This is a genomic window from Streptococcus sp. UMB1203 (genome assembly GCF_030217725.1).
GTDB lineage: Bacteria > Bacillota > Bacilli > Lactobacillales > Streptococcaceae > Streptococcus.
Genome location: NZ_JASOOK010000001.1, coordinates 24,081 through 37,476 on the forward strand (window position 1 = coordinate 24,081; position 13,396 = coordinate 37,476).

Genomic DNA, 13,396 nt, shown 5'->3' on the forward strand with positions numbered 1-13,396 from the left:
TTGCACTCCCTTTTTTAATGGTAACACCATTGTATTACTTTTTAGGTGTTCAGTCAATATAAAAAGAACACCTTCTCAGCGTTCTTTCTATATGTCTGTCAATGGTGTTGCGGTATCTGGTGAGGTATCATAAACCTTAAAGTCTACTCCGACTCCCAGATCAGCTTGAGCTAGCTGATTGACCATAGTCATGTGAGCCAGCTCCTTGATATTGTTTTCCTTAGACAAGTGACCAAGGTAGATTTTCTTAGTGCGATTTCCTAAGGTACGAATCATAGCTTCGGCACCATCCTCGTTAGAAAGGTGACCGAGATCCGATAGGATTCGTTGTTTGAGTCGCCAAGCATAAGAACCTGCTCGCAGAATCTCTACATCATGGTTGGACTCGATAAGATAGCCGTCCGCATTTTCGACAATTCCCGCCATACGGTCACTAACATAACCTGTATCTGTCAAAAGGACAAAACTCTTGTCATCCTTCATAAAGCGATAGAACTGCGGTGCGACTGCATCATGGCTAACACCAAAACTCTCTATGTCAATATCTCCAAAGGTTTTGGTTTTGCCCATTTCAAAGATATGCTTTTGCGAAGAATCTACCTTGCCAAGATACTTGCTATTTTCCATAGCCTGCCAGGTCTTTTCATTGGCATAAAGATCCATACCATACTTGCGAGCCAAAACTCCTACTCCATGGATATGGTCAGAATGCTCATGCGTAATCAAGATGGCATCCAAGTCTTCTGGCTTGCGATTTATTTCAGCAAGTAGGCTGGTGATTTTCTTACCAGATAAGCCTGCATCCACTAATAGTTTCTTTTTTGGGGTTTCCAGATAAAAGGAATTTCCACTGGAACCCGACGCTAAAATACTGTATTTAAAGCCTGTTTCACTCATTCTGGTCTTCTATTTCGTCCTCCCATACTTCTTCTTTCACTGCATCCTTATCATAAGGGAGCACAATGGTAAAGGTTGATCCCTTACCATATATACTTTTGGCCCAAATAAAGCCCTTATGCTGTTTGATAATTTCTTTAGCGATAGACAGTCCCAGCCCTGTTCCACCTTGAGCACGGCTTCTAGCACGATCCACACGGTAGAAACGGTCAAAGATACGTGGTAAATCCTGCTTAGGAATACCCAAGCCTTGGTCTGAGATGGATAAAATCATCTGATCATCAGTTGTCTTCATGGTCACTGTGATTTTTCCACCATCTGGAGAATATTTAATGGCATTGTTGAGAATATTATCAATCACCTGTGTCATCTTGTCTGTATCAATTTCAATCCAGACAGAGGTAATCGGATAATCTCTGACCAATTCATATTTCTTTTCTTCGTCTGATCCCCTCATCTTATCAAAGCGGTTAAGGATAAAGGTAATAAAGGCAGTAAAGTTAATCAGTTCCACATCTAGGTGACTGGTCGCATTATCAATCCGTGAAAGATGGAGGAGATCCGTCACCATTCGCATCATACGGTTAGTTTCATCTAGAGATACCTTGATAAAGTCTGGTGCGACAGGTTCTGACAAGGCCCCCTCATCCAAGGCTTCAAGATAGGATTTTACGCTAGTCAGTGGAGTCCGTAACTCATGACTAACATTGGAAACAAAGAGTCTCCGTTCACGCTCTTCCTTCTCTTGCTCCGTTGTATCATGCAGAACGGCAACCAGACCTGAGATAAAACCAGACTCTCGACGAATCAAGGCGAAGCGTACACGAAGGCTCAGATATTCACCATTGGCATCCTGAGAATCAATCATGAGTTCAGGAATTTGGGTGATCAAATCACGAAGTTCATACTCATCTTCAATCTTAAGCAATTCTAGGATACTTTTGTTTAGAACATCTTCCTTCTGAACGCCTAGCTGTTTCTTAGCCATGTCATTAATCATAGTAATCTTACCACGACGATTGGTCGCGAGGACACCATCTGTCATGTAAGAGAGGATACTGTGTAATCGTTTACTCTCTTGTTCCAGATTTTCTTGAGTCAAACGAATTACTTCTGATAAATCATTGAGATTATTGGTAATATTAGTGATTTCAGAACTTCCCTGCATATCCAATACCTGAGAATAATCTCCTGCAATCAGGTCCTTTACCTTTTGATTGATTTGCTTCAACCGAATGTTATCCCTACGATTTTCTAGTAAAAGCAAGGTCACAACTAAAATAAAGCCAAGTAGAATGAGGATAAAGATAAAATCACTGGTTAAAACTGTGTCTTTTATTAGTTTAATCATTATTTCTCATATAATAACCAACACCGCGACGTGTTAGGATATACTCTGGACGACTTGGTGTATCTTCAATCTTCTCACGCAAACGTCTGATAGTTACGTCAACAGTCCGAACATCTCCAAAATAATCATAACCCCAGACCGTTTCAAGCAAGTGTTCACGGGTAATCACTTGACCAATATGAGAAGCCAAGTGGTACAAGAGCTCAAATTCACGGTGGGTTAAGTCTAGTTCTTCACCGTATTTTTTAGCTACATAAGCATCTGGCACAATCTCCAAGTCCCCAATTTGCAAGGGTTGGGTTTTCTTTTCATCTGACTCTTGATTATCTACAGAAGCCAAGTCCGTGCGACGAAGGAGAGCTTTAACACGCGCCTGCAACTCACGATTTGAGAAGGGTTTGGTTACATAGTCATCTGCACCAAGCTCTAAACCGATAACCTTATCAAATTCACTGTCTTTAGCTGAAAGCATGATAATAGGTACACTACTAGTCTTGCGAATAGTCTTAGCAACTTCTAAACCATCAATTTCTGGAAGCATCAAATCCAGAATAATAATATCTGGTTGCTCTGCTTCATATTGCTCTAGCGCTTCACGACCATTAAAAGCAGTTACAACCTCGTAACCTTCCTTGGTCATATTAAACTTGATAATATCCGAGATTGGTTTTTCATCATCTACAATTAATATTTTTTTCATTTGTTCACCTTTTTCTCTACTATTATATCAAAAAAATAACAAGAAAACACAATAGCTAGTCTTTGCTACTGTCTAACTTAGCTTGTGCATAAGCCTGCCAGATTTTTTGTTGGGGTTTGGCAAGTGGAACATCCTTGAACTCTTCTGGTGAAAGCCAGCGAACTTCCCTATCTGAAAAATCCTGGAAGTCAGTCACCTGACCTGCTACAATTTGAACATGCCACTTGCGATGACTAAAGACATGCTTAACAGTGTCAAAATAAATATCAAGCCAATCAACATCTAGGTCATAGTCCTGCTGGAAACTCTCTTCTGGACTGGGTCCAAAATTCACACTTTCTTCTGCAACCTGATGGAAGAGGTCAAACTGCTCCTCTTGCGAAAAGTCACCTACTTCTACCAGTGGGAAATGCCAAAAACCTGCCAATAGCTTTTCACTTTCATTCTTTTCAAGTAAAAATTGTCCCTGAGAATTGTTCACAACTAAGGCTTTAAGATAAATAGGAACAGGCTTTTTCTTTGGAGCCTTGATTGGATAACGGTTCATGGTTCCATTCTGATATGCTGCACTAAAGTCCTTAATTGGGCTTTCTTCTGGTCTGGGATTTACAGGTGCCTCAATATCTGAGCCCAAGTCCATCAAGGCTTGATTAAAGTCACCAGGCCTTTCTGGGTCAATCAAGATTTCCATCATTGCCTGAAAAATTTTGCGATTGCTAGGAATTCCGATATCATGATTAACTTCAAACAGACGTGCCAGCACTCGCATGACATTACCATCTACAGCTGGCTCAGGCAAGTTAAAAGCAATACTGGAAATCGCTCCTGCTGTGTAAGGTCCAATTCCTTTCAAGCTGGAAATTCCTTCATAGGTGTTTGGAAATTGACCACCAAAGTCAGCCATAATCTGCTGAGCTGCAGCCTGCATATTACGAACTCGAGAATAATAACCCAAACCTTCCCAAGCCTTCAACAAACGTTCTTCAGGGGCAGTTGCCAAACTTTCCACTGTTGGAAACCAGTCCAAGAATCGTTCGTAATAGGGAATAACCGTATCCACCCTAGTCTGCTGGAGCATAATTTCAGACACCCATATATGATAAGGATTTTTACTTCTACGCCACGGTAAATCTCTTTTGTTTTCATCATACCAGGAAAGAAGTTTCTCACGAAAAGAAACAATCTTCTCCTCTGGCCACATGACGATACCGTATTCTTTCAAATCTAACATATTTCTAGTATAACACAGAAGATTCTAACTGTCCTTTTCCTAGTATTAGTACTCTTCGAAAATCAAATTCAAACCACGTCAACGTCGCCTTGCCGTAGGTATGGTTCCTGACTTCGTCAGTCTTATCTGCAACCTCAAAGCAGTGCTTTGAGCAACCTGAGGCTAGTTTCCTAGTTTGCTCTTTGATTTTCATTGAGTATAAAAAGCCTCTTCCCGAGGGAAAGAGGACTGAATCTTATTGATGAACAGCTTGGGCTGCTGTGATAAGGGTCAACTTGTAGACATCATCAGCATTACATCCACGAGAAAGGTCGTTAACTGGCTTGTTCAAACCTTGCAAAACAGGTCCAACAGCCGCAAAGCCACCAAGACGTTCAGCCATCTTGTAGCCGATATTTCCTGCCTCGATACCTGGGAAGATAAAGACATTTGCTTGACCAGCAACCGTACTTCCAGGAGCTTTCAGAGCTGCAGTTTCTGGAACGAAGGCTGCATCAAATTGCAATTCCCCATCGATTTCAAGGTCAGGACGCAAGTCGTGAGCAATTTTAGTGGCTTCAACAACCTTATCAACACTTTCACCAAAACCTGACCCTTTAGTAGAATAGCTTAGCATAGCAATTTTAGGTTCGATGCCAAACATCTTAGCTGTGATTGCTGAGTTGATGGCAATTTCAGCCAAGGCTTCTGCATCTGGATTGATGTTGATGGCACAGTCACCAAATAGGTAACGTTCCGTACCACGAACCATGAGGAAGGCACCTGAAGTACGAGTAACATTTGGACGAGTTTTGATGATTTGAAGAGCTGGGCGAACTGTTGAAGCAGTTGAGTGAATCGCACCTGACACCATTCCATCAACCAAGCCCAGGTATACTAACATAACACCAAAATAATTGACATCTTCAACCAAAACCTTGCGTGCATCTTCTTCAGACATTTTGCCCTTGCGACGCTCCACTAAAGCAGCAACCATTTCTTCAAATTTATCGTAGTGTTGAGGGTCGATGACTTCATAACCGTCCTCAATACCTTCGATTTCAAGATAAATTTTAATTTTTTCAGGATTTCCAAGCAAAACAGGAATCACTTCTGTTTCTTTTACCAAGCGTTTAGTCGCTTGAAGAATACGAGGTTCTTCCCCTTCAGGGAGAACGATACGAGCATTTTTACCAACCAAGTTGGCTTTGAGACTTTCAAAAACTTCCATGAGTTTTCTCCTTTAAGATAATAATTATACTCTGAAACTGTTTTTATAGAGTATTAGTTGATAACTGGGTAATAAGGTTGCTAAAATCATTCGGCAAGGGACTTTCTAACTGCAAGTCTTGCTCTAAAAATGGATGATAAAAAGTTAAGGAATGACAATGTAGGGCCTGGCGCTGAATTCCATCGTCTAGACTACCACCGTACAAGTCATCTCCCAACAAAGGAAAACCGATATGAGAAAAATGGACTCGGATTTGGTGGGTACGCCCAGTGTGCAGGCGAATATCGACCAAGTGAATATTTCCATAAGAAGCTACAATCTTGTAAGAAGTATGGGCATACTTTCCACCTTTAGCTACACGTCTGGTAATAATGGAGTCTTCATCACGCGCAATCGGAGCAATAATTTCCCCCTCTGCTTCCAAGTGGCCATCACCTTTAACCAAAGCAAAGTAGCGTTTTTCAATGGACTTCTTCTGCAACTGCTTGTCTAATCGTGCATGTGCATAACCGTGCTTAGCAAAGAGCATCAAACCAGAAGTGTCCCTATCAAGTCTGGTCACAATGTGAACCTGCTGATTTTCATAATTTTGCTTGACATAGTAACCCTTGATAAAATTGGCAATGGTATTGGAGTGGTTGACACTAGGAATAGAAGCCACTCCATAGGGTTTATTCAAGACTAGAAAATGGTCATCCTCATAGAGAATATCCAGTGGGCGCTCGATAGCTTCTAGAGTTTCAAAACCTTCCTCAGCGGGAATATCAATGGTAACTCGGTCTCCAATATCCAATAGATACGTCGCATTTTGTGGTTGATCATTGACCACAATAGCTCCACCTCGAAACTTAATCTTGGCCAGAAGCCCCTTAGAAACCTCATGCTTTTTTAAGAAGGTCTTGACCTTGACATGCTCATCTGCAATAAATTCAAACCTCATTCATCCACCTCGCCGATAAAAGCATCCTTAACGCGGTTCCAAAAACTGGTATGGCTCGGTGATGCGACAAAGTGAATCTTATGATGGTCGATTTGATACTCAATTCGTTCAATATTGCGGAAGGAATAAACGCTATTGTCAACCGAAATGGTATGGTAATCGTTTCTTGTTGGAATAAGTTCAATCTTATCCTTCTTAGGAACAATAATGGACGAACCCAGCGTTCGATAGACACGATTGTTAAGGCTGGCAATTTCCGTTAATTGCAAAGCTTCAATGGTTGGGTGTAAAACAGCTCCACCAAGCGACTTGTTATAGGCTGTACTACCAGTCGGTGTCGAAACTGTTAGCCCATCTCCACGAAAACGTTCAAAGTGGACACCGTTAATCACAACATCCGCCACCATGGTTCGATCAGACCTGCGGATACTGGCTTCATTTAGTGCTCTAAAAATCTTCACTTCACCATTTTCGAGAAAAACCTTCACATTCAGAACAGGGTAAGAGACTCTTGCTCCGGTATCTAGCTGTAAATTAGTCACTAGCTTGTCCAACTCAAAATCACGGTAGTCCGTATAGAAGCCCAAATGTCCAGTGTGAACACCAATGAAGCGGACCTTGTCAAGCTGGTTTTCGTACTTATGAAAGGCCGACAAGAGCATACCATCACCACCGATGGAAATAACGATATCTGGATTGGTATCATTGAGTATAAACTGATTTCTCTTCAAACGATCTCGCAATTCATACAAAACCCTTTGACTCTGTGGTTTTCTATTAGCTATCAGGTCAATTCGTTTACCTGTATTCTTCATCTGTATCGTCACTGTTTCCTACACCGTCATTTAATTTTCTACTCAAAGGATCAAAAAGTGCTTGGGCTTCTTGGATATCATCACGTATTTTACCCATTTCTTCATCCAACTGATGGGCAATTTTGGCAGTAATTTCCAGTCTCTTTTTAATTTCCTCTGGGAAATCCCCTTGGTACTTGTAGTTGAGAGAATGTTCTATCGTTGCCCAGAAATTCATGGCCAAGGTACGAATTTGAATTTCCGCCAAAATGGTCTTGGCTCCATTGATGGTATCAACCGTATATTCTACTACCACGTGATAGGAACGGTAGCCCGATGCTTTTCGATGAGTAATGTAATCTCGCTCCTGTATGATCCGCATATCCTGACGCTTGCGCAAAATCTCCACTACTTCCTTGACGTCATCTACAAACTGAACCATCACACGCAAACCAGCAATATCCTGTAAATCGTGTTCCAAGGTCGCATAAGTAATGCCACGACGAGCCATTTTCTCCTTGATACTCTCAATTGGCTTGACTCGACCAGTCACAAACTCAATCGGAGAATGCTTATTTTGCTTACGATATTGCTTACGAATACCACGTAGTTTAATCTTTAACTCACCAACTGCTTGAATGTAAGGATCTAGAAATTCTTCCCATTCTAAGGTCATATATTCTCCCTTGTTCTCATATTATCCTTCAAAAATATCTTTGATTTTTTCTCCAGATTCATATACAATAAATACAATGCTTATTATACCATAAATCCGCTTTCAACGATAAAGAAAAGGTAAGAAAAATGAAACATTTAGAAATTGAATTGAAAACACTCTTGAAAAAAGATGAATACAATCGTCTAAAAGACCAGTTCACAGACGTCACTCCTGTTCTTCAAAAAAATTACTACATAGACACGCCTGATTTTGAACTGCGAGAAAAGAAAGTTGCTATGCGCATTCGAACCTTTGAAGACTGGGCAGAATTGACACTCAAAGTCCCGCAAAGTGTTGGAAACATGGAATACAACCAAAAATTGCAACTAAAAGATGCTGAAAACTATCTGAGCAAGAAAGAACTTCCTCAAGGGCTAGTACTGGATGAATTGGCGAAACATGGTATTAAAACTAGTGAATGGCAGATTCTTGGTTGTCTAACAACGCTTCGCTATGAAATGCAAACGGCTATTGGTCTCATGGCGCTGGATGAAAGTCAGTACTTTGATATTACAGATTACGAATTAGAGCTTGAAGTTGAGAATCACGAGCAAGGGAAACAAGATTTCCAGCAATTTTTAGAGGAAAATCAGATTGATTATCAAAAAGCTCCCTCAAAATTGGTCCGATTTGTCAAAAGCATGAAAAATAGCTGAAATAATCTCTATTTTTTGGTAAAATAGAAAAGATAAAATACAAAAATCCCAGTTCATATAGGCTAGGCAGATATGACTAGGATTTAAAAAGTTTACAGAGGACGGTCTATAATGTCAGATAGAAAAAACATGAAACTTTTCGCACTCAACTCTAACCAAGAAATTGCACAGAAAATTGCTCAAGCTGTTGGTGTCCCACTTGGAAAACTATCATCACGTCAATTTTCAGACGGAGAAATCCAAGTGAATATTGAAGAAAGTGTCCGTGGTTATGATGTGTACATCATCCAATCAACAAGTTTCCCTGTTAACAACCACCTAATGGAATTGTTAATCATGGTTGATGCTTGTGTTCGCGCAAGTGCCCACAGTATCAACGTTGTTCTTCCATATTTTGGCTATGCACGTCAAGACCGCATCGCTTCACCACGTGAGCCACTTACAGCTAAACTAGTTGCCAATATGCTGGTTAAAGCTGGTGTTGATCGTATCCTTACACTTGATTTACATGCCGTTCAGGTTCAAGGATTCTTTGATATTCCTGTCGATAACCTTTTCACAGTTCCTCTATTTGCAAAACATTACTGCGATAAGGGCCTACTTGGGTCAGATGTTGTTGTTGTTAGCCCTAAAAATTCAGGTGTGAAACGTGCCCGTAGCCTGGCTGAATATCTTGATGCTCCTATCGCCATTATTGACTACCCTCAAGACGATGCAACTCGTAACGAAGGTTATATTATTGGTGATGTTGAAGGTAAGAAAGCCATCTTGATTGATGATATTCTTAATACAGGACGCACCTTCTCTGAAGCTGCTAAAATCGTTGAACGTGAAGGGGCTACAGAAATTTATGCTGTTTCTAGCCACGGTCTCTTCGTTGAGGGAGCTGCTGAACTTCTCGACAATACTAATATTAAAGAAATTCTTGTGACTGATTCAGTAGCAACAAAAGAAAAAACTCCTAAAAACGTATGCTACATCACTGCTAGTGAGTTAATTGGTGATGCCATCGTCCGTATCCACGAAAGAAAACCAGTCAGCCCACTCTTTGCCTACAACAAAAAGAAATAAGGTGATTCTTTGATTTATTTGGACAATGCTGCGACGACTCCTATGTCAACAGTTGCTATTTCAGCTATGACCAAGGTTATGCAAGAAACCCATGGCAATCCTTCTAGTATTCATGGTCATGGTCGTCAAGCTGGAAAACTCTTGCGTGAAGCCCGTCAGGAGCTAGCTCAGTTACTGGGGACAAAACCTCAGCATATCTTTTTCACTTCTGGTGGGACAGAAGGTAACAATACTGCCATCATTGGTTACTGCCTTCGTCACCAAGAGCAAGGAAAACATATCATCACAACTGCCATTGAGCACCATGCCGTCCTTGAAACCATTGATTACTTGGTTCAACACTTTGGTTTTGAAGTAACCATTATTCAGCCAGAAAATCAAGAAATCACAGCCCAACAAATTCAAGAGGCCTTACGTGACGATACGATTTTGGTTTCTACCATGTTTGCCAATAATGAGACAGGAAACCTACTGCCCATTGCTGAAATTGGCCAAATACTCAAGCAACACCCTACTGCCTATCATGTCGATGCAGTTCAAGCTATTGGCAAAATCCCCATTCACCCAGAAGAATTGGGCATTGATTTTCTCACCGCTTCTGCCCATAAATTCCATGGTCCAAAGGGAATCGGTTTTCTCTACGCTTCTAGCATGGATTTTGATTCCTATCTACATGGTGGTGACCAAGAACAGAAAAAACGTGCAGGAACTGAAAATTTAGCTGCCATCGTGGGCATGGTTGCAGCCCTAAAAGAGGACCTAGAAAAGCAAGAAGACAATTTTAAACATATACAAAATCTAGAAACTGCCTTTCTTGCAGAGCTAGAGGGAGTTCAGTATTACCTGAATAAAGGCGAACACCATCTCCCTTATGTTCTCAATATTGGATTTCCTGGCCAGAAAAATGACCTCTTACTCCTTCGTCTAGATTTGGCTGGCATTTCAATCTCTACTGGCTCAGCCTGCACTGCAGGCATTGTACAATCCAGCCATGTTCTTGAAGCCATGTACGGGGCAAATTCAGAACGCTTGAAGGAATCCGTTCGTATCAGTCTCTCACCACAAAATACTGTTGAAGACCTACAAACCCTCGCAAAAACCTTAAAAGAAATTATCGGAGGTTAGCCATATGGCATTTGAAAAAACCATTCAGTTAAAAAATTGTCGTTACGACTACACTCTTAGCCCTTCTGTAAAAAAATTCACCCTCAAAGACAACACCTTTTTTGAGACTAAGGTTGGTAACTATGAACTGACTCGCCTTTTGGAAAAAGTGCCAAACAGCGGTGAAGGATTCCAACTGAAAATCATTATTAACAAGGAACTGACAGGGGCTAAAATCAATATCACTGACAAGTTTGGGCTACGTATAGTTGATATTTTCAAATCAGAAGACCACCACATTCATCAGGAAAAATTCTATTTCCTCATGGATAGCTTGGTAGAACGTGGTGTCTTTACAAAATCGGAAAGATAGGTCCCATATGTTTGAACTGACCTATAAGGACAGCTATCATGTAGAGCGCACTCTCAAGTATGAGGATTACGATGCTCTCATGCTTGCTCTGTCAGGATGTGTGACTCTGCCAGATACACTTTATGTAACTTCTTTGACCTTTAAAGGGCGGGAAGTTTACCAAGGACTGGTCGGAGACCTCTACCGTTTTCTATCACATGCAGATTTTTTACATCAAAACTAAGATTTTTCTTAGTTTTTTCTTATTTTTGTTGATTTTTTCACAATGTTTCTATAAAATAGAAGAATAGAAAGGTTGTGATTTTGTGAAAGATAAACAGTCTGCTATTCCAAAAGCTACAGCAAAAAGACTCTCTCTCTACTATCGAATTTTTAAGAGATTTCATGCAGAAAAGATTGAACGTGCCAACTCTAAACAAATTGCAGAGGCCATCGGTATTGATTCAGCGACAGTTCGTCGTGATTTTTCCTATTTTGGTGAACTAGGTCGTCGTGGTTTTGGCTATGATGTCAAAAAACTGATGACATTTTTTGCCGATTTGCTTAACGATAACTCCATCACCAATGTCATGCTGGTGGGTATTGGAAATATGGGCCATGCCCTTCTCCACTACCGCTTCCACGAACGTAACAAGATGAAGATTATCATGGCCTTTGACCTAGATGACCATCCTGAAGTCGGTACCCAAACTCCTGATGGAATTCCCATTTACGGGATTTCTCAAATCAAGGAAAAAATCAAGGATGCTGATGTTAAGACTGCTATTCTGACCGTTCCCAGCGTTAAGTCACAAGAGGTTGCTAATCTCTTGGTGGATGCTGGTGTGAAAGGAATTCTCAGTTTTTCACCAGTCCATCTCCATTTACCAAAAGACGTGGTCGTTCAGTATGTCGATTTGACAAGCGAACTCCAAACCCTCCTCTATTTCATGCGAAGAGAGGATTAGAAAGCGAATATCATTTTATGAAAAAACCAGTTATTGGGATTACAGGAAACGAAAAAACTCATCCAGATGATGACATCATGATGAGCTACTCAGCAAAAGGCTTTGTTGAAGGCGTTAAAGACGCTGGAGGGATTCCCATCATCCTACCGATTGGTGATCAAGAAATGGCCTGCCACTATATCAGTATGATTGACAAGCTCATCTTGACAGGGGGGCAAAATGTCGATCCAAAATTCTATGGTGAACCCAAAACAATTGATAGCGATGACTACCATCTTCAAAGAGATATCTTTGAACTAGCCCTCATCAAGGAAGCTATTAAACAGAAAAAGCCTATTTTCTCTGTCTGCCGTGGGACTCAACTCTTTAACGTTGCCATGGGTGGAACTTTGTATCAAGATATCGAAGACCACTGGCAAGATTGTTCTGCCGAGTACACAACTCAACGCGTGGTAACAGAGCCAGATACTGTTCTCAGAGAAATCTACGGAGAAATTTCCCATATCAACTCCTTCCACCATCAGAGCATCAAGGATTTAGCCCCCAACTTAAAAGTTGTGGCTCACGATCCTAAAGATGGCATCATTGAAGCTGTTATGAGCACGGATGATGTTGCCTTTCTCGGTGTCCAATGGCATCCAGAATTTCTTTTTGAAAATCGTCCCAAAGATAAAAACCTCTTTGACTATGTCGTTAATGAACTTTAAATTAAATCTGTTTTTTCACGGTAACTAAAGTAACTAGAATGTGAGACAATCAAATGGTCCAAGAGGACAATTCCCATCAGGTCGCAGGCTTCTTTGACAAGTTTAGTGACATGATCATCATTACGGCTAGGCGCTACTGCTCCTGAAGGATGATTGTGAACCAAGATAAGAGATGTCGCCATATGCTTGATGGCATAGTGAAGAATCTCTCGCGGTTCAGCAATACTGCGAGTGGCAGAACCAATAAAAATGGTCTGTTGATGGATGATTTGATTTTGAGTATTGAGATAGAGCGCCACTAGGTGCTCTTGTTTTTTATGTCCCAACTCCTGCTGCATCTTCTTGGCTAACTTTTGACTGCTGAGAATACTTTCCATCTCAAGGGTTTCATGCTTGTGAATACGATGCCCCAGTTCAATCATAGCTTGTAATTCTATAGCCTTAACACGCCCGATACCAGACAGACTCTGCAATTCCTGCAGGGTCATTTTTTTCAAATCCGTTAGGCTTGAAAGATTGCTCAAGACTTTCTGGGCAATTTCAAAAACGCTAGCTTGACGTGTTCCTGTCCTGAGTAAAATAGCTAGCAACTCTTGATTACTGAGCGCTTCTACTCCTTCCTTGGCCAGTCTTTCTCTTGGTAATAGTGAATCTTCTTGGAATGAAATACTATACATAAAAATCCTCCTCACTTTAT

The 13,396-nt window shown here is 40.9% G+C and carries 16 protein-coding genes; 7 read left to right on the forward strand and 9 right to left on the reverse strand.

The features are described from left to right. Nucleotides 1-87: 87 nt before the first annotated feature. The 8 genes from walJ to yjbM form a co-directional block, all read right to left on the reverse strand. Nucleotides 88-897, reverse strand: coding sequence for an exodeoxyribonuclease WalJ (walJ, locus tag QP439_RS00105; RefSeq protein WP_000004961.1), 810 nt, complete (start codon nt 895-897; stop codon nt 88-90). After that, nucleotides 890-2,248, reverse strand: a complete 1,359-nt coding sequence (vicK, locus tag QP439_RS00110) for a cell wall metabolism sensor histidine kinase VicK (protein WP_285386813.1) — start codon at nt 2,246-2,248, stop codon at nt 890-892. The genes walJ and vicK overlap by 8 nt, the downstream gene beginning before the upstream one ends. Continuing rightward, nucleotides 2,241-2,948 (reverse strand): response regulator YycF, encoded by a 708-nt coding sequence (yycF, locus tag QP439_RS00115; RefSeq protein ID WP_033685152.1) that lies wholly within the window; start codon nt 2,946-2,948, stop codon nt 2,241-2,243. The genes vicK and yycF overlap by 8 nt, the downstream gene beginning before the upstream one ends. Before the next feature lie 55 nt (nt 2,949-3,003). Further along, a complete protein-coding gene (gene mutY, locus QP439_RS00120; RefSeq protein ID WP_238096162.1) occupies nt 3,004-4,179 on the reverse strand; it encodes an A/G-specific adenine glycosylase in 1,176 nt (391 codons plus the stop codon). A 235-nt stretch (nt 4,180-4,414) separates the two neighbouring features. Next, complete coding sequence (pta, locus tag QP439_RS00125) at nt 4,415-5,389, reverse strand: phosphate acetyltransferase (protein ID WP_000451571.1); 975 nt, start codon at nt 5,387-5,389, stop codon at nt 4,415-4,417. Between the two features lie 43 nt (nt 5,390-5,432). Then, complete coding sequence (locus QP439_RS00130; protein ID WP_084927305.1) at nt 5,433-6,329, reverse strand: RluA family pseudouridine synthase; 897 nt, start codon at nt 6,327-6,329, stop codon at nt 5,433-5,435. Beyond that, on the reverse strand, nt 6,326-7,144 hold the full coding sequence (locus QP439_RS00135) for an NAD kinase (RefSeq protein ID WP_000799056.1): 819 nt from the start codon (nt 7,142-7,144) through the stop codon (nt 6,326-6,328). Before QP439_RS00135 ends, QP439_RS00130 begins: the two co-directional genes overlap by 4 nt. Continuing rightward, on the reverse strand, nt 7,128-7,799 hold the full coding sequence (gene yjbM / locus QP439_RS00140) for a GTP diphosphokinase (RefSeq protein WP_000171682.1): 672 nt from the start codon (nt 7,797-7,799) through the stop codon (nt 7,128-7,130). The genes QP439_RS00135 and yjbM overlap by 17 nt, the downstream gene beginning before the upstream one ends. 128 nt (nt 7,800-7,927) lie before the next feature. Between yjbM and QP439_RS00145 the strand changes: the two genes are divergently transcribed. From QP439_RS00145 to QP439_RS00175, 7 genes are all read left to right on the forward strand, one after another. Beyond that, nucleotides 7,928-8,497, forward strand: a complete 570-nt coding sequence (locus QP439_RS00145) for a CYTH domain-containing protein (protein ID WP_285386819.1) — start codon at nt 7,928-7,930, stop codon at nt 8,495-8,497. Between the two features lie 111 nt (nt 8,498-8,608). After that, entirely contained in the window at nt 8,609-9,568 is a 960-nt protein-coding gene (locus QP439_RS00150; RefSeq protein ID WP_001283818.1) for a ribose-phosphate diphosphokinase, read from the forward strand. A 9-nt stretch (nt 9,569-9,577) separates the two neighbouring features. After that, the gene (locus QP439_RS00155) at nt 9,578-10,693 is read left to right on the forward strand and encodes a cysteine desulfurase family protein (protein WP_285386821.1); all 1,116 of its coding nucleotides are present in this window, start codon (nt 9,578-9,580) and stop codon (nt 10,691-10,693) included. A gap of 4 nt (nt 10,694-10,697) precedes the next feature. Further along, complete coding sequence (locus QP439_RS00160; RefSeq protein ID WP_084926532.1) at nt 10,698-11,045, forward strand: DUF1831 domain-containing protein; 348 nt, start codon at nt 10,698-10,700, stop codon at nt 11,043-11,045. A gap of 7 nt (nt 11,046-11,052) precedes the next feature. Further along, complete coding sequence (locus QP439_RS00165) at nt 11,053-11,268, forward strand: DUF4649 family protein (protein WP_261100787.1); 216 nt, start codon at nt 11,053-11,055, stop codon at nt 11,266-11,268. Nucleotides 11,269-11,350: 82 nt separating this feature from the next. Continuing rightward, nucleotides 11,351-11,992: a redox-sensing transcriptional repressor Rex gene (locus QP439_RS00170; RefSeq protein ID WP_084926534.1), complete on the forward strand. Its 642-nt coding sequence runs from the start codon at nt 11,351-11,353 to the stop codon at nt 11,990-11,992. A gap of 17 nt (nt 11,993-12,009) precedes the next feature. Further along, on the forward strand, nt 12,010-12,699 hold the full coding sequence (locus tag QP439_RS00175; protein WP_203180400.1) for a gamma-glutamyl-gamma-aminobutyrate hydrolase family protein: 690 nt from the start codon (nt 12,010-12,012) through the stop codon (nt 12,697-12,699). Here QP439_RS00175 and radC read toward each other — a convergent pair. After that, nucleotides 12,696-13,376: a RadC family protein gene (radC, locus tag QP439_RS00180; RefSeq protein ID WP_070482651.1), complete on the reverse strand. Its 681-nt coding sequence runs from the start codon at nt 13,374-13,376 to the stop codon at nt 12,696-12,698. The two genes, QP439_RS00175 and radC, sit on opposite strands and share 4 nt — an antisense overlap. Nucleotides 13,377-13,396: the final 20 nt, after the last annotated feature.